General features: G+C 71.2%; 15 protein-coding genes and 1 pseudogene. 8 read left to right on the forward strand and 8 right to left on the reverse strand.

Annotation, left to right across the window (positions count from 1 at the left end):
- Positions 1-3: 3 nt before the first annotated feature.
- From OG210_RS25790 to OG210_RS25805, 4 genes are all read right to left on the reverse strand, one after another.
- Positions 4-1,803: a glycoside hydrolase family 15 protein gene (locus OG210_RS25790; RefSeq protein WP_328325303.1), complete on the reverse strand. Its 1,800-nt coding sequence runs from the start codon at positions 1,801-1,803 to the stop codon at positions 4-6.
- 30 nt (positions 1,804-1,833) lie between these two features.
- Entirely contained in the window at positions 1,834-2,622 is a 789-nt protein-coding gene (locus OG210_RS25795; protein ID WP_328325301.1) for an SURF1 family protein, read from the reverse strand.
- A 72-nt stretch (positions 2,623-2,694) separates the two neighbouring features.
- Entirely contained in the window at positions 2,695-2,928 is a 234-nt protein-coding gene (locus OG210_RS25800; protein ID WP_328325298.1) for a hypothetical protein, read from the reverse strand.
- Positions 2,929-2,992: 64 nt separating this feature from the next.
- Positions 2,993-3,976, reverse strand: coding sequence for a DEDDh family exonuclease (locus tag OG210_RS25805; protein WP_328325296.1), 984 nt, complete (start codon positions 3,974-3,976; stop codon positions 2,993-2,995).
- A 244-nt stretch (positions 3,977-4,220) separates the two neighbouring features.
- Here OG210_RS25805 and OG210_RS25810 point away from each other — a divergent pair, with 244 nt between their 5' ends.
- The 4 genes from OG210_RS25810 to OG210_RS25825 all read left to right on the forward strand — a co-directional run bounded on the left by OG210_RS25810 (position 4,221) and on the right by OG210_RS25825 (position 7,821).
- Positions 4,221-4,931 (forward strand): VIT family protein, encoded by a 711-nt coding sequence (locus OG210_RS25810; protein WP_328325294.1) that lies wholly within the window; start codon positions 4,221-4,223, stop codon positions 4,929-4,931.
- Between the two features lie 239 nt (positions 4,932-5,170).
- Positions 5,171-6,100 (forward strand): sterol desaturase family protein, encoded by a 930-nt coding sequence (locus tag OG210_RS25815; RefSeq protein ID WP_328325292.1) that lies wholly within the window; start codon positions 5,171-5,173, stop codon positions 6,098-6,100.
- Positions 6,097-6,762, forward strand: coding sequence for a lysoplasmalogenase (locus OG210_RS25820; RefSeq protein ID WP_328325290.1), 666 nt, complete (start codon positions 6,097-6,099; stop codon positions 6,760-6,762). Before OG210_RS25815 ends, OG210_RS25820 begins: the two co-directional genes overlap by 4 nt.
- 18 nt (positions 6,763-6,780) lie before the next feature.
- Positions 6,781-7,821: a zinc-dependent alcohol dehydrogenase family protein gene (locus OG210_RS25825; protein ID WP_328325288.1), complete on the forward strand. Its 1,041-nt coding sequence runs from the start codon at positions 6,781-6,783 to the stop codon at positions 7,819-7,821.
- A 43-nt stretch (positions 7,822-7,864) separates the two neighbouring features.
- On the opposite strand, the gene OG210_RS25830 is transcribed toward OG210_RS25825, so the two are convergent.
- Positions 7,865-9,421, reverse strand: coding sequence for a S8 family serine peptidase (locus OG210_RS25830; RefSeq protein ID WP_328325286.1), 1,557 nt, complete (start codon positions 9,419-9,421; stop codon positions 7,865-7,867).
- A 221-nt stretch (positions 9,422-9,642) separates the two neighbouring features.
- On the opposite strand from OG210_RS25830, the gene OG210_RS25835 reads away from it, so the two are divergent.
- The 3 genes from OG210_RS25835 to moaA all read left to right on the forward strand — a co-directional run bounded on the left by OG210_RS25835 (position 9,643) and on the right by moaA (position 12,811).
- Entirely contained in the window at positions 9,643-10,014 is a 372-nt protein-coding gene (locus OG210_RS25835) for a DUF485 domain-containing protein (RefSeq protein WP_328325283.1), read from the forward strand.
- Positions 10,011-11,633 carry a cation acetate symporter gene (locus OG210_RS25840; protein WP_328325281.1) on the forward strand — a complete coding sequence of 541 codons (1,623 nt, stop codon included), beginning with the start codon at positions 10,011-10,013 and terminating at the stop codon, positions 11,631-11,633. The genes OG210_RS25835 and OG210_RS25840 overlap by 4 nt, the downstream gene beginning before the upstream one ends.
- 188 nt (positions 11,634-11,821) lie before the next feature.
- The gene (gene moaA / locus OG210_RS25845) at positions 11,822-12,811 is read left to right on the forward strand and encodes a GTP 3',8-cyclase MoaA (protein WP_328325279.1); all 990 of its coding nucleotides are present in this window, start codon (positions 11,822-11,824) and stop codon (positions 12,809-12,811) included.
- 172 nt (positions 12,812-12,983) lie between these two features.
- Here moaA and OG210_RS25850 read toward each other — a convergent pair.
- Positions 12,984-13,238: pseudogene (locus OG210_RS25850) on the reverse strand (hypothetical protein); the annotation flags it as partial.
- A 240-nt stretch (positions 13,239-13,478) separates the two neighbouring features.
- Complete coding sequence (locus tag OG210_RS25855) at positions 13,479-13,853, reverse strand: DUF3099 domain-containing protein (protein ID WP_328325277.1); 375 nt, start codon at positions 13,851-13,853, stop codon at positions 13,479-13,481.
- 212 nt (positions 13,854-14,065) lie between these two features.
- On the opposite strand from OG210_RS25855, the gene OG210_RS25860 reads away from it, so the two are divergent.
- Entirely contained in the window at positions 14,066-14,338 is a 273-nt protein-coding gene (locus OG210_RS25860) for a GlsB/YeaQ/YmgE family stress response membrane protein (RefSeq protein ID WP_328325275.1), read from the forward strand.
- Between the two features lie 56 nt (positions 14,339-14,394).
- Here the strand turns inward: OG210_RS25860 and tyrS are convergent, their stop codons facing one another.
- On the reverse strand, positions 14,395-15,663 hold the full coding sequence (gene tyrS / locus OG210_RS25865; protein WP_328325273.1) for a tyrosine--tRNA ligase: 1,269 nt from the start codon (positions 15,661-15,663) through the stop codon (positions 14,395-14,397).
- Positions 15,664-15,692: the final 29 nt, after the last annotated feature.

Below are 15,692 nucleotides of genomic sequence, written 5' to 3' on the forward strand. Positions count from 1 at the left end.
GCTCTATCCTGCATCCTCCTCGGGCGCCCCCAGCGCGCGGGCCAGCCCGAGAGCGGTGTTCACCAGCCCGATGTGGCTGAACGCCTGCGGGAAGTTGCCGAGTTGGTGCCCGGCCACCGGGTCGTACTCCTCGGCCAGCAGCCCGACGTCGTTGCGGAGCGACAGCAGCTTTTCGAGGAGCGCCTCGGCCTCCTTGACCCGCCCGGTCAGCCGCAGCGCGTCGGCCAGCCAGAACGAGCAGACCAGGAACGTCCCCTCGCCGCCCGGCAGCCCGTCCGACGACGGCCCCGCCACGCTGTAGCGGCGCACCAGGCCGTCGTGGCACAGCTCCGCACGTACGGCGTCGACCGTTCCGATCACCCGCGGGTCGTCCGGCGGCAGGAAGCCGACCTGGGGGATGAGCAGCGTCGCCGCGTCCAGATCGGTGGAGCCGTACGACTGGGTGAAGGTGTTGCGCTCCTTGTCGAAGCCCTTGTCGCACACCTCCTCGTGCACCGCGTCGCGCATCCGCCGCCACCGTTCCACGTCCCCGCGCAGCTTCGGCGCGGCCTCCAGGATGCGTACGGTGCGGTCGGCGGCCACCCACGCCATCACCTTGGAGTGCACGAAGTGGCGGCGCGGGCCGCGTACTTCCCACAGCCCCTCGTCCGGCTCGCGCCAGCGCGACTCCAGGAAGCCGAGCAGGGCCAGCTGGAGGCTCCAGGCGTGCGGCTCATTGGCGAGACCCGCCGTGCGGGCCAGATGGAGCGAGTCGATGACCTCGCCGTACACGTCGAGCTGCAGCTGGGTCACGGCTCCGTTCCCGGTACGCACCGGCGCGGATCCCTGGTGGCCGCGGAGCCACTCCAGCTCCGTCTCGGGCAGCCGCCGCTCGCCCGCGAGCCCGTACATGATCTGCAGATCAGCGGGGGCGCCCGCGACCGCGCGCAGCAGCCAGTCGCGCCACGCCCCGGCCTCCTCCAGATAGCCGCAGGCCAGCAGCGCGCCGAGGGTGAGCGTGGAGTCGCGCAGCCAGCAGAACCGGTAGTCCCAGTTGCGCACGCCCCCGATCTCCTCCGGGAGGGAGGTGGTCGGAGCCGCGACGATGCCGCCGGTCGGGGCGAAGGTGAGCGCCTTCAGGGTGATCAGCGAGCGGATCACGGCCTCGCGGTACGGGCCCCGGTACCGGCAGCGCGACGACCACTCGTGCCAGTCCTCCAGCGCGTGGACCAGCGCCTCGTGCGGGTCCACCAGCGCGGGGCGCGGTTCCTGCGAAGGGTGCCAGGTGAGTACGAACGCCACCTTCTCGCCCGCGGCGACCGTGAACGACGAGCAGGTGGAGAAGTGCTGGCCCCAGGTCGTCACCTCCGGCTCGCTGCGCAGCCACACCGAGTCCGGGCCCGCCACCGCGACCCGGTGCCCGTCCGAGCGGCGCATCCACGGGATGACCGAGCCGTAGTCGAAGCGCAGGCGCAGCGTTCCCGCCATCTCCACCTCGCCGGTGACACCTTCGACGATCCGCATGATGTCCGGGGCGGTGTCACGCTGCGGCATGAAGTCGATGACCTTGACCGTGCCGGTCGCCGTCTCCCAGACCGACTCCAGGACGAGCGACTCGTCCCGGTAGCTCCGGCTGGTGCAGTTGCCGGCTCCGGCCGGGGCGATGCGCCAGTGGCCGTTCTCGTCGTCGCCGAGCAGCGAGGCGAAGCACGCCGCCGAGTCGAAGCGGGGCAGGCACAGCCAGTCGATGGAGCCGTCCCTGCCGACCAGGGCCGCGGTCTGCAGATCGCCGATGAGGGCGTAGTCCTCGATACGTTGGGTCACGGTGACCCGTCTTCCCGGGAGGGCGGCGCGCTAAGCAGCCGCAGGCACCGGTTCGGGGGTGCTCTCCGACACCGCCGCGGCCCGTTCGCGCTTCTCACGGCGTACGAGGACCACGAATCCGATGGGCACTCCGGCGGTGAAGAGCCACCACTGGACCGCGTACGCCATGTGCGGACCGATGTCCGAGTGCTCGGGCGCCGGGATCAGCTGGGGCGAGTCGCCCCTGGGCTGGGGTGCGGTCTGCTCGATGTAGCCGCCGAGCACCGTCCTGCCCAGCGCCTTCGCCTCCTCGGCGCTGTTGATCAGCATCACCTGGTGGGGCGGCAGCCCCTTCTCGTTCTTGATCCCGCTGGCGCTGGTCGTCTCGTCGGCCATCAGCCGGCCGGCCACCGTCAGCCTGCCCTTGGGGGCGGCCGGGATCTTGGGGAGCGTGAGCTGGCTGCCGTTGTCCGCGACCCAGCCGCGGTTGATGAGTACGGTCTTGCCGCCGTCCAGGACGAAGGGCGTCAGGACGTGGTACCCGACGGTGCCGTCGGCCGAGGTTCTGCGCCGTACGACGACCTCGTCAGCGGTGTCGTAATGGCCGGTCGCCGTCACCTGGCGCCAGTACTGGTCGTACGGCACGGTGTGCCCGGGGGAGGTGAGGTCTCCGACCGGTACGGGTTTCGACTTGAGGTTCTTGCCGATGAGCGTGTTCTGCGCGACCTTGTGTTCATGGCGGTGCAGTTGCCAGAAGCCCAGCTTGATCATCGTCGGCATCAGGACGAGTGAGACAAGGGCGAGAATCACCCACTGCCGTGTCAACAGGAAGCGGTACACGCCTCTGAAGGTACTCGCCCGGCGAAGCCCTCCGGACGGGGGGTCCGGCCGGAGGGACAGAACCGGGCAGAGTCAGACCTTGTCGACGATGCCCTCCTTCCCCTCCGCGCGGGCGCAGTGCCCGCCGCAGTACCACTCGCCGCCGGCCTCCACGCCCTGCCCGATGACCTGGACACGGCAGTGCGCACAGATGGGCGCCATGCGGTGAATGGCGCAGGAGAAGCAGTCGAAGACGTGGACCGCGCCCTGCGCGTGGACCTCGAAGGACATGCCGTAGTCGTTTCCGCATACCTCGCAAACTGCCATGCGCCACAGGGTGGGACGCGCGGGCGGCGGCGGGCGAGCGGGCGGTGGGCGAGTCGCCCGCCAATCACCCGTCTGCCGGGGCCGGAGCGACGTCGCGCAGCAGCTGGGTGAAGGCGGCCTCGTCGATGACGGGGGTGCCGAAGGACTTGGCCTTGACCGTCTTGGACGTGGCGGAGTCCGGGTCGTTGGTGACGAGCAGGCTGGTCAGCCGGGAGAGGCTCGTCGCCACATGCAGCCCGGCTTCGGCGGCCCGGTCCTCCAGCAGCTCGCGGTCGACCGAGGTGTCACCGGAGAACGCCACCCGCATCCCCTGCGCCAGCGGCTTCCCCGGCTCGTACCGCCCCGGATTCGGGTAGGGGCAGGCGGGCCGCTTCCTGGCCTGGCGCCAGCTGCTCTGCCGGTACGAGGCCTGGTAGCCGACGCGCGGCGCGGCCGGTGCGTCCGACCACTCGGTGAGCGGCCGGCACTCGAGCAGCGGCAGCCGCACCCCGTCCCTGGCCGCCGCGTGCAGACTCGGGCGGAACGCCTCGGCCAGCACGCGGGCGTCGTCGAGCGCGTGGTGGGCGTGCTCCTGTACGACGCCGAAGTGCGCGGCGAGCGACTCCAGCTTGTGGTTGGGCAGCGGCAGGGCGAGCTCCTTGGAGAGCGCGATGGTGCACAGCCGCTGGCGGACCGGGGCGGTGCGCTGCGCGCGGGCGTACTCCCTGGCGATCATCTGCCAGTCGAAGATCGCGTTGTGCGCCACCAGGACGCGCCCGTCGAGCCGTTCGGCGAACTCCGCCGCGATCTCCGGGAAGAGCGGGGCGCCCGCCAGGACATCACTGGTCAGACCGTGGATCCAGACGGGCCCTGGGTCCCGCTCCGGATTGACCAGCGTGTACCAGTGGTCCTCGACATCGCCCCGGGCGTCCAGCCGGTAGACGGCAGCGGAGATTATCCGGTCGTCGCGTGCGAGGCCGGTGGTCTCCACGTCGACGACCGCGTACCCCTGCGGGTACGCGGCCGGCCACGCTGTCGCTGCTGTCTGGCGGTCGTCGAGCATGGTCACAGAGAATACGGGCCCCTACCGACAACACCGCAATCCCGGGTGCGGGCCCACTGGGCGGCCACCGGCGGCCGGGAGCCGGGTCCGGGGCGGCAGCGCACGGCTTCCGCTGCGCCGTAACCGATGTGACGGGGTGTCGGCTCCGGTCCCGTACCGCTCTGTCCCCGTCCCGGCCGCCCGGCTGCTCCCGGGACGCCACGGGCGGGACCGGCGCGGTGCGCGGCGGCCCGGATGAGACGCTGGCCCGATGACGGACTCCTCCCACGGCGAACCCCACCACAGCGGCCTCGGAGCGCGCCTCAACTGGCTCCGGGCCGCGGTGCTCGGCGCCAACGACGGTGTGGTGTCGACCGCCGGCATCGTCGTCGGTGTCGCCGGCGCCACCGACTCGCGTACCGCGCTGCTCACCGCCGGTCTCTCCGGACTGCTCGCCGGATCGATGTCGATGGCGGCGGGGGAGTACGTCTCCGTGTCCACCCAGCGCGACTCCGAGAAGGCCGCGCTGGCCCTGGAGAGGCGCGAGCTGCGCGAGACCCCGGAGGCCGAACTCGACGAGCTGGCCGGGCTCCTGGAGGGCAAGGGGCTCTCGGCGGAACTGGCCCGCGAGGCCGCCGAGCAGCTCACCGAGCGCGACGCGCTGCGCGCCCACGCCGAGGTCGAGCTGGGCATCGACCCCGACGACCTCACCAGCCCCTGGCACGCGGCGGTCGCCAGCTTCGCCGCCTTCACGGCCGGTGCCCTGCTGCCGCTGCTGGCGATCGTGCTGCCGCCCGCTTCGGTCCGGCTGTACATCACGGTGCTCTCGGTCCTGGCGGCGCTGGCCCTGGCGGGCTGGTGGAGCGCCCGGTCGGGCGCCGCACCGGTGCGCCCCGCCGTGGTGCGGAACATGGTCGGGGGTGCGCTGGCCATGGCGGTGACGTACGCGGCCGGAGTGCTGCTGGGCGCGGTGGGGGTCTGACCGCCCCGGGGCGCCCGGAAGCCCGCCCGGAGCCCGCCCGAGGCGGCGGGTGCTCCGGGCGGCTCAAGGAACCGAGCTCAAGGAACCGAGCTCAAGGAACCGAGCTCAAGGACCAGTCCAAGGGCCCGTCGGGCGGCGCCGATTGGCGGAACTCACCAAAACACGCTGACAGAATGTCTCGCATACTTGTCAGTAACAACATCTAGCCGGGGCCGATCCGGCGGCCGTACCGTGCTGGCATGCCGAATCTGCCCGATGTCGTGCTGTGGTCCATACCGGCCTTCGTCCTGCTCACCGTCGTGGAGATGGCGAGCTACCGGTTCCATCCCGACGAGGACTCCGCGGGGTACGAGACCAGGGATGCCGTCACCAGCATCGGTATGGGTCTCGGCAGCCTGGTCTTCGACTTCCTGTGGAAGATCCCCATCGTCGCGATCTACACCGCGGTCTACGAACTGACCCCGCTGCGCGTCCCCGTCCTGTGGTGGACCGTCCCGCTGATGCTGCTCGGCCAGGACTTCTTCTACTACTGGTCGCACCGCGGTCACCACGTCGTCCGCGTCCTGTGGGCCTGCCACGTCGTGCACCACTCCAGCCGCAAGTTCAACTTCACGACCGCGCTCCGCCAGCCCTGGACGTCGCTGACCGTCTGGCCGTTCTACGTCCCGCTGATCGCCCTCGGAGTGCATCCGGCCGCGCTCGCCTTCTGCTCGTCGGCCAACCTCGTCTACCAGTTCTGGGTGCACACCGAGCGGGTCGGCAAGCTGCCGCGCCCCTTCGAGTACCTGCTCAACACGCCCTCCCACCACCGCGTGCACCACGCCTCCCAGGGCGGCTACCTGGACCGCAACTTCGGCGGGATCCTCATCGTCTGGGACCGGCTGTTCGGGTCCTTCACACCGGAGACCGTCCAACCCGTCTACGGGCTGACCAAGAACATCGAGACCTACAACCCGCTGCGGGTCGCGACCCACGAGTACGCGGCGATCGCCCGGGACGTACGGGCCGCGGCGAACTGGCGCGAACGGGCGGGACGGGTCTTCGGCGGACCGGGCTGGCAGCCGGTACCGGCGACCGGGGCCGCCGCCATGGGGCCGGTGGAAGCCGCCGCCACGGCTCCAGCCACCGCTCCCGCCGTCCGGGAGACCCCGTCCGAGCGGATCGCGTGACGCGGGAGCGGGCCGCGCGGCTGCTGCTGTCCGCCTACGCGCTCGCCGCCCTGACCGACCTCTGCGCACTCCTCGCTCACGGGCACACCGCCCAGACCCTGCACGCCGTCGCCAAACCGCTGCTGATGCCGCTGCTCGCGGCCCATGTGTACGCGCGGGGCGCCCCCCGGCTGCTGATCGCGGCGCTGCTGTTCGGCTGGGGCGGTGACACCCTGCTGCTGATCGACGCGGACCCGGCCTTCCTCGCCGGGATGGCCATGTTCGCCGCCGGACACGTCTGCTACCTGGTGCTCTTCGGCCGCGGCCGGACGAACCCGTACCTCGGGGCGGGCTACGCGGTCGCGCTGGCCGCCATGGCCGCCGTGCTGCTGCCCGCCCTCCCGGCCGGGCTGCGGATCCCGGTGGCGGGCTACTCGCTGCTGCTCACCGCCATGGCGTACCGGGCGAGCGGTCCGGGCCTGTGGGCCGGGGTCGGCGGGGCGCTCTTCCTGGTCTCCGACACGCTGATCGCCACGGGCATCGCGGACCTGCCGCAGCCGCCCGTACCCGGTTTCTGGGTCATGGCGACCTATCTGGCGGCCCAGTCCCTGCTGGCCGCGGGGGTGCTCCGGTACGCGGGGGTGCCGTCCGCCGCGTACCGTGACAGCCGTACACCTGTCTGATCAGCAAGGATTTGTCCCATGCGCGCCACCGTCATCCATGCCCCTCACGACATCCGGGTGGAGGAGGTGCCGGACCCCGCGGTCCAGCAGCCCACCGACGTCGTCGTCCGCGTCCTGCGGTCCTGCATCTGCGGCAGCGACCTCTGGGCCTACCGGGGTGTGGCCGCGCGCGTCCCCGGGCAGCGCATCGGCCACGAGTTCCTTGGCACCGTCGAGTCGTCCGGCTCCGACGTGCGGGGCTTCGCCGTCGGTGACCTCGTCGTCGCGCCCTTCGTCTGGTCCGACGGCGCTTGCGAGTACTGCGCCGAGGGGCTGACCACGTCCTGCCCGCAGGGCGGGTTCTGGGGCTCGGTCGGCTCCGACGGCGGCCAGGGCGAAGCCGTCAGGGTGCCCTTCGCCGACGCCACACTCGTCAAGCTCCCGGCCGCCGCCGCGTCCGACGACCGGCTGCTCACCGGGCTGCTCGCACTCTCCGACGTCATGGGTACCGGCCACCACGCCGCCCTCGGCGCGGGTGTGCGGCCGGGCAGCACCGTCGCCGTCGTCGGTGACGGAGCGGTCGGGCTCTGCGGCGTACTGGCCGCCAGGCGGCTCGGCGCCGAGCGCATCATCGCGCTCGGCCGCCACCGGGCCCGTACGGACATCGCCCGGACCTTCGGTGCCACGGACATCGTCGCGGTCCGCGGCGACGAGGCCGTCGCCGCGGTGCGCGAGCTGACCGGCGGCCAGGGCGCGCACGCGGTGATCGAGGCCGTCGGCACCGAGCAGTCGATGGCCACCGCCGTCGCCATCACCCGCGACGGCGGGGCCATCGGATACGTCGGTGTCCCGCACGGCAGCGGTACGGGTCTGAGCCTCAGCGACATGTTCAACCGCAACGTCGCCCTGCGCGGCGGTGTCGCGCCGGTCCGCACCTACATCCCCGAGCTGCTCCCCGACGTACTGGACGGCACGATCGACCCGTCACCGGTCTTCGACCGGACCGTCGGTCTGGACGAGGTGCCGGAGGGCTACCGGGCGATGGACGAGCGCACCGCGCTCAAGGTGCTGGTGAAGTAGGCGCGGCGCGGTCACCCGGGGGCCTGAGCCGGACGGTCAGGCCCTACCTGGTGACCGCGTGCAGCGCGTCGGCCAGGCCCGCCCCGTAGAAGCTGTTGTGGTCCCTGCCGCCCCGGCAGACCGCGTCGGGCCTGCCGTCACCGTCGGCGTCGATGGGGTACGGGTCCGGGCAGGCGAGCCGGTCGGCTCCCGCGTACAGCAGCGCCTCGACCTGTGCGGGCGAGGCATGCGGATGACGGGACTTGATCAGCGCCACGACCCCGGCGGCGTGCGGGGACGCCATGGACGTACCCGACATGTAGGCGTAGCCGCCGCCCGGCACCGGGCCGAGGACCGCGCTGCTGGTCGCGGGCGGCTCGGGGGGCTGGAAGGCCACCGAGTCGCCGCCCGGCGCCGCGATGTCGACGACCCCGAGACCGTAGTTGGAGTAGGAGGACTTGAGGGTCTTGGCGCCGGTCGCCGCCACCGTGACCACGCCCGGCAACTGGCCGGGAATCACCGGGCACTTGGCGGGGTCCACCGTACGGGTGACCGCTGTGCCGTCGTCCGGGCTCAGTGCGTCGGTGACCGCGTGCGAGGCGAGGTCGAACCCGTCGTTGGCCGCGCCCGCGACGTTGACCGTGCCCTTGCGCTCCGCGTAGCGGGAGGCCCGGGTGACCGCCTCGACCAGGGCCTTCTGGTCCGGGTCGTCCGTGCAGTTGAAGTACCACGGGTCGGTGAAATAACTGTTGTTGGTCACATCGGCGCCGTGGTCTGCGGCCCACATGAAGGCGCAGACGATGGCCTCCGTGTAGAAGAACGAGGACGCCGTGCCGACCTTGATCCCCGACACCTTCACCCCCGGCGCGACACCGGTGATGCCGATGCCGTTCCGCGCGCCCGCGATCTCGCCCGCCACATGCGTGCCGTGCGGATTCCCCCCGGCGTCCGGCCGCCAGGCGCCGTCCGTGGTGTCGGGCCTGCCCGTCGCACAGTTCGCCGAGCCCGCGCGGTCGAAGTTGGGGGCGATGTCCGGATGGGTGTCGTCGACGCCCGTGTCGATCACCGCGACCGTGACGGCACGGCTGCCGAGCGTCTTCTCATGGGCCTTGTCCGCCTTGATGGCCCTCATGTCCCACTGGAGCGGCTCCATCGGATCGGCGCCCGGCGCGGCCTGCGCCGCCAGCACCTTCCGCTGCCGCGCCGTGAGCTTCAGCGGCGTGGCGGTGTCCGTCGCGGCCTCGGCGGGCAGCGGCGCGGTGCGGGTGGCGCCGGCGGAGTCGACCCCTCTTGTCCCGCGGAGGGTCTTCGCGAAGTCCGGGTCCGACGCGTGCGCGACGATCACGCCGACCTTGTCGTACGCCATGACCACCGACCCGCCCGCCCGTAAGACGGCCCGCTCCACCGAGGCCATCGTGCCGTGACCGGTCCCGGTGTTCACGACGTACGACAGTCCGGGACCCGCCCCCGGAGCCGATGAGTGCGCGGGGGCGCCGCCGCCCTGCTCCGCTGTCGCTGTGGCGGGCAGGAGGCCGAGCGAGGCGACGAGTGCCAGTCCCGCGGGCAGCGCGAGTGCGCGCCACCGCCCGTATCCCGGACGGGCGTATCTCAGATGAGCCATGGGTTCTCCACATCATCCGTGTCAACCGCCCTACTGCAGGCCGCAGTTGGGCGCTTTCAGACCAGTGAAGCCGACATCGGCCGTCCGTGCCCGTCAATCGGTCCAGCGGGAAGGGCCGGGCATTGAACCACTCCGCCCCGCGCGCCGTGCCCTTGTCGGAGGCCCGTTACCGCGGACCCTCCGGCAGCCCACCCACCGCAAGCACGTCGCGAGGAGAATCCGTGGCCACCGATGCACCGCAGTCCCCGGACGGAACGGACACCGGCCCCCGCCCCGGCCGGTCCACGACAGAGATGTTCACCGAGGTGCAGCAGAGCGCGGAGTTCGGCGAACTGCGCCGCGCCCACCGCTCCTTCGCCTTTCCGCTGACCGTCGGCTTCGTCGCCTGGTACCTGCTGTACGTCCTGCTGTCGAGCTACGCGGGCGGCTTCATGGGCACCAGGCTCTTCGGCAACATCAACGTGGCCCTGGTCCTCGGCCTCGGCCAGTTCCTCACCACGTTCCTCATCGCGTGGTTCTACTCGCGGCACGCCGCGACCCGGCTCGACCCGAAGGGCGCCGCGATCAAGTCCCGTATGGAGGAGCGCGCATGAGCCCCGCAGCCCAGCTCGCCGCGTCGGCGACCACCCAGCACCGGCCCCTGATCATCACGCTGTTCGCGGTCTTCGTCGTCGCCACGCTCGTCATCACCGTCTGGGCCGGACGCCGGACCAGGGGCGCCGCCGACTTCTACGCGGGCGGCCGGCAGTTCACCGCGCTGCAGAACGGACTCGCGGTCTCCGGCGACTACATGTCGGCCGCTTCGTTCCTCGGCATCGCGGGCGCCATCGCCCTCTTCGGCTACGACGGCTTCCTCTACTCGATCGGCTTCCTGGTCGCCTGGCTGGTCGCCCTGCTGCTCGTCGCCGAGCCGCTGCGCAACTCCGGCCGCTACACGATGGGCGACGTCCTCGCCTACCGGATGCGCCAGCGCCCCGTCCGCACCGCGGCGGGAGCGTCCACCATCGTCGTCTCGGTCTTCTACCTGCTGGCGCAGATGGCGGGCGCCGGCGTCCTGGTCTCGCTGCTGCTCGGCATCACCAGCGACGCCGGGAAGATCGCCATCGTCGCGCTGGTCGGCGTCCTGATGATCGTGTACGTCACGATCGGCGGGATGAAGGGCACCACCTGGGTCCAGATGGTCAAGGCGGTCCTGCTGATCGCCGGAACCATCCTGATCACGTTCCTGATCCTGCTGAAATTCCACTTCAACGTCTCCGACCTGCTCGGCACGGCCGCGTCGAACAGCGGCAAGGGGAAGGCGTTCCTGGAACCCGGCCTCAAGTACGGCGCTACGGGGACCTCCAAGCTGGACTTCATCTCGCTCGGCATCGCCCTGGTGCTCGGCACCGCCGGCCTGCCGCACATCCTGATCCGCTTCTACACCGTGCCGACGGCCAAGGCCGCCCGCAAGTCGGTGAACTGGGCGATCGGCATCATCGGCGCCTTCTATCTGATGACGATCGTGCTCGGGTTCGGCGCCGCCGCTCTGCTCAAGCCCGCCGACATCATCGCGTCCAATCCGGCGGGCAATACGGCGGCCCCGCTCGCGGCCCTGGAGATCGGCGGCGGCGCCGGCTCCACCGGCGGGTCGGTCCTGCTCGCGGTGATCTCCGCCGTCGCCTTCGCCACCATCCTCGCGGTGGTCGCCGGGCTGACCCTGGCCTCCTCGTCGTCGTTCGCGCACGACATCTACGCCAACGTCATCCGCAAGGGGCAGGCCACCGAGAAGGAGGAGATGCGCGCGGCCCGCTGGGCGACCGTCGCGATCGGTGCCGTCGCCATCGTGCTGGGTGCCTTCGCCCGCGATCTGAACGTCGCGGGTCTGGTCGCCCTCGCCTTCGCGGTCGCAGCGTCCGCCAACCTGCCGACCCTGCTCTACAGCCTCTTCTGGAAGAGGTTCACCACCTCGGGCGCCCTGTGGTCCATCTACGGCGGCCTCGTCTCCTCCGTGGTGCTGGTCCTCTTCTCGCCGGTCGTCTCAGGGAAGCCCACGTCGATGTTCAAGGGCGTCGACTTCGCCTGGTTCCCGCTGGAGAACCCCGGCCTCATCTCCATCCCGCTGGGATTCCTGCTCGGCTGGCTGGGCTCGCTGCTCTCGCCCGAGAAGCCGGACCAGGACAAGTACGCCGAGCTGGAGGTCAGGTCCCTCACCGGATTCGGCGCCCACTGACGGCCGTCCGCACGGGCAGGAACACGGGCAGGAAGGGGTACCGGCACCAGGGCCCGGTCGTGGACGCAGTCGTAGATCCATACGACCGGGCCCCCGCTCACCCTGTGGTATTCGGCCGATGTCACCGTCACCGGTGTCGCGTAGGCTCGGTCGCGTACGCATTTCCGCTATGGGGGAGGGGGCCCACCGTGCTTATCGACACCTTTGGCCGAGTGGCCACTGACCTGCGAGTGTCACTCACCGACCGCTGCAATCTGCGCTGCACCTACTGCATGCCGGAAGAGGGCCTGCAGTGGCTTGCCAAGCCCGATCTGCTCACGGACGACGAAATCGTCCGGCTGATCGGCATCGCAGTGACCAGCCTCGGCATCACCGAGGTCCGCTTCACCGGCGGTGAGCCGCTGCTGCGCCCCGGCCTCGTCGGCATCGTCGAGCGCGTCGCGGCCCTGGAGCCGCGCCCCCGGATGTCCCTCACCACCAACGGCATCGGCCTCAAGCGCACCGCCCAGGCCCTGGCGGCCGCGGGCCTCGACCGGGTCAACGTCTCGCTCGACACCCTGCGCCCGGACGTCTTCAAGACCCTCACCCGCAGGGACCGGCACCGCGACGTGCTGGACGGTATGGCGGCCGCCAGCGCCGCCGGGCTCACCCCGGTCAAGGTCAACACCGTGCTGATGCCGGGGCTCAACGACGACGAGGCACCCGACCTGCTCGCCTGGGCCGTGGAGCACGGGTACGAGCTGCGCTTCATCGAGCAGATGCCGCTCGACGCCCAGCACGGCTGGAAGCGCGACGGCATGATCACGGCGGGTGACATCCTCCAGTCGCTGCGCACCCGTTTCACGCTGACCGATGAGGGCAGCGACGAACGCGGTTCGGCGCCCGCCGAGCGCTGGGTGGTCGACGGCGGACCGCACCGGGTCGGCGTCATCGCCTCGGTCACCCGCCCGTTCTGCGGCGCCTGCGACCGTACCCGGCTCACCGCGGACGGACAGGTGCGTACCTGCCTGTTCGCCCAGGAGGAGTCCGACCTGCGGGCCGCGCTCCGCGCCGGGGAGCCGGACGAGGAGATCGCCCGGCGCTGGAAGCTGGCGATGTGGGGAAAGAAGGCCGGATCCGGTCTGGACGACCCGTCGTTCCTCCAGCCCGCCCGGCCCATGTCGGCGATCGGCGGCTGACGGGCTGCGCCTGTCGGGACGGTGACTACTCGGCCGCCGTCCCGCCGGTCCGGCCCTCGCCGGTCTGCGTCCCGTCGGTCCGGCCCTCGCCGGTCTGCGTCCCGTCGGTCCGGCCCTCGCCGGTCTGCGGCTCGCCGGTCTGAGTCTCGTCGGTCTGCGTCCCGCCGGTCCGGGCTTCCTGCTCCCACTCGGCCAGGGTCACCACGTCCTTGAGGAAGCCGCGCACCCCCAGGAACTGCGACAGATGCTCCCGGTGTTCCGCACAGGCCAGCCACGTCTTCCGGCGCTCCGGGGTGTGCAGTTTCGGGTTGTTCCACGCCAGCACCCACACGGCGTCGGCCCGGCACCCCTTGGCCGAGCAGACCGGGGCGGGCGTGACTTCGGCGGGCGGGACCGGGGCGGAACCAGTCGGATCAGGGGAGTTCACACCTCAACCCTAGGCCAAAGCATCGCCGTTGCGGACGGGCGAGGTACCGGAGAGGGGTGCCGGAAAAAGGCGACGCCGAGCAGCCACGGGGGGAGCTGCCCGGCGTCGGTCCGTCGCTCCGACGGGGGATGCGGAGCGCCTCCAAAGTATGTCACGGGCCCATAGGAGTGCGGCACTGGAACTTCATGATTGATCTGAGCTTTTCTTGAGCTTTGACACCGGTAGGGATTCGGCCTCGCCTCAGCCCTGGTCCGCCGCCCGTTGCTCACGCTCCGTGGTGGGCGCCTCGTCCGCCGGTTCCGTCCCCGGGATCACGGACGACGGTTCCAGCGGCGGGCGGAACGGCGCGGGGACGAACGTCGTGGGGAGCCCCGGAGCGTTCTCGCGGCCCGCGTTCGCGATCACCACGGCGACGTACGGAAGGAGGGCGCCCAGCACCAGCGTCCCGATCGCCACCGGCCGCGTCACGTTCCAGAGGGCCGCGGTCAGGATGACCGCGACGGTGCGCACCGTCATCGAGATGATGTACCGGCGCTGCCGGCCGCGTACGTCTTCCTCAAGACCCGTACGGGCGCCGGTGATCCGGAAGACCTCACCGCTGCTCTGCTTCCGCATCACGCTCCACCACCCGATTCCTGCGCCGGACTCTCCCCGGACCGGACGGCACCACGTTACGCCGACGCCCGGCGGCCGATAAGAGCGGGGCGCGCTCGTACCGCCCGTACCGGGGTCGCCGGGGCGCGTATGGAGGTGTCCGACATGCGCTGTATGGAGGATGGGCCGAAACTGGGGCCCGTGCGTATCCGGCAGCCGCATCAGGAGGCGACATGAATTGGTTGTGGGCCATCATCGTGGGGCTGGTGCTCGGCCTGGTCGCCAAGGCGATCATCCCGGGCAAGCAGCAGATCCCGCTGTGGCTGACCGTGATCTTCGGCATCCTGGGCAGCGTGCTGGGCAACTGGGTGGCCACCGGGCTGGGGGTCAACGACACCCGGGGCATCGACTGGATCAGACATCTCCTCCAGCTGATCGGCGCCGTGGTCGTCGTCGGCGTGGGGGACAAGCTCTGGACCTCGGTCCGTGGCAGCAGACGCACCTGACGCCACGCACACGTGAGGGGCGGCCGGTACGGAACCGGCCGCCCCTCACGTATCCGCTAAACGCCCGTGACCTCGACCGCCGCCAGGTTCTTCTTGCCGCGGCGCAGCACCAGCCACCGCCCGTGCAGCAGATCCCCGGCCGCCGGCACCGCGTCCTCGCCGGTGACCTTCACGTTGTTCACGTACGCCCCGCCCTCCTTGACGGCGCGGCGGGCCGCCGACCTGCTCGGTACCAGGCCCGTGTCGGCGAGCAGCTCCACGACCGGTACGAGACCGTCGACCTTGGTGTGCGGCAGCTCGGAGAGCGCGGCGCTCAGCGTCGCCTCGTCCAGCTCCGTGAGTTCGCCCTGTCCGAACAGCGCCCTGGACGCCCCGACGACCGCCGCGCACTGGTCCGCGCCGTGCACCAGCGTCGTCAGCTCCTCGGCCAGCGAGCGCTGGGCGGCCCGCGCCTGCGGCCGCTCCTCGGTCAGCTGCTCCAGCTCCTCCAGCTCCGCGCGGCTCTTGAAGCTGAGGATGCGGTTGTACGTGGAGACATCGCGGTCGTCCACATTCAGCCAGAACTGGTAGAACGCGTACGGCGTGGTCATCTCCGCGTCCAGCCAGACGGCCCCGCTCTCGGACTTGCCGAACTTGGTGCCGTCCGCCTTGACCATCAGCGGGGTGCCCAGCGCGTGCACGGACGCGTCCGGCTCCAGGCGGTGGATCAGGTCGATCCCCGCCGTGAGGTTGCCCCACTGGTCGCTGCCGCCCTGCTGGAGCGTGCAGCCGTACCGCCGGTACAGCTCCAGGAAGTCCATCCCCTGGAGCAGCTGGTAGCTGAACTCCGTGTAGCTGATGCCCTGTTCGGACTCCAGGCGGCGGGCGACCGACTCCTTGGTGAGCATCTTGTTCACCCGGAAGTGCTTGCCGATGTCCCGCAGGAACTCGATCGCGGACAGGCCCGCGGTCCAGTCCAGGTTGTTGACCATCACCGCCGCGTTCTCGCCCTCGAAGGAGAGGAAGGGCTCGATCTGGGAGCGCAGCCTGCCCACCCAGGCGGCGACGGTCTCCGGGTCGTTCAGCGTGCGCTCGGCGGTCGGCCGCGGGTCACCGATCTGGCCGGTGGCCCCGCCCACCAGCGCCAGCGGCCGGTGCCCGGCCTGCTGGAGCCTGCGGACGGTGAGGACCTGCACGAGGTGGCCCACATGCAGGCTCGCCGCCGTCGGGTCGAAGCCGCAATAGAACGTGACGGGACCGTCCGCGAGCGTCTTGCGCAATGCGTCCTCGTCAGTGGAGAGGGCGAAGAGCCCCCGCCACTTCAGCTCGTCGACGATGTCCGTCACGGGTCTCGCGTCTCCTTCGGTGTGGCTGG

It is taken from the genome of Streptomyces sp. NBC_00466 (genome assembly GCF_041433995.1).
Lineage (GTDB): Bacteria > Actinomycetota > Actinomycetes > Streptomycetales > Streptomycetaceae > Streptomyces.

Coding starts and splice junctions, on each gene's coding strand:
- OG210_RS25800 (WP_328325298.1), bottom strand. CDS start 2,928: ATGGCAGTTTGCGAGGTATGCGGAAACGACTACGGCATGTCCTTCGAG.
- OG210_RS25810 (WP_328325294.1), top strand. CDS start 4,221: ATGACGGACTCCTCCCACGGCGAACCCCACCACAGCGGCCTCGGAGCG.
- OG210_RS25815 (WP_328325292.1), top strand. CDS start 5,171: ATGCCGAATCTGCCCGATGTCGTGCTGTGGTCCATACCGGCCTTCGTC.
- OG210_RS25825 (WP_328325288.1), top strand. CDS start 6,781: ATGCGCGCCACCGTCATCCATGCCCCTCACGACATCCGGGTGGAGGAG.
- OG210_RS25830 (WP_328325286.1), bottom strand. CDS start 9,421: ATGGCTCATCTGAGATACGCCCGTCCGGGATACGGGCGGTGGCGCGCA.
- OG210_RS25840 (WP_328325281.1), top strand. CDS start 10,011: ATGAGCCCCGCAGCCCAGCTCGCCGCGTCGGCGACCACCCAGCACCGG.
- OG210_RS25855 (WP_328325277.1), bottom strand. CDS start 13,853: ATGCGGAAGCAGAGCAGCGGTGAGGTCTTCCGGATCACCGGCGCCCGT.
- OG210_RS25860 (WP_328325275.1), top strand. CDS start 14,066: ATGAATTGGTTGTGGGCCATCATCGTGGGGCTGGTGCTCGGCCTGGTC.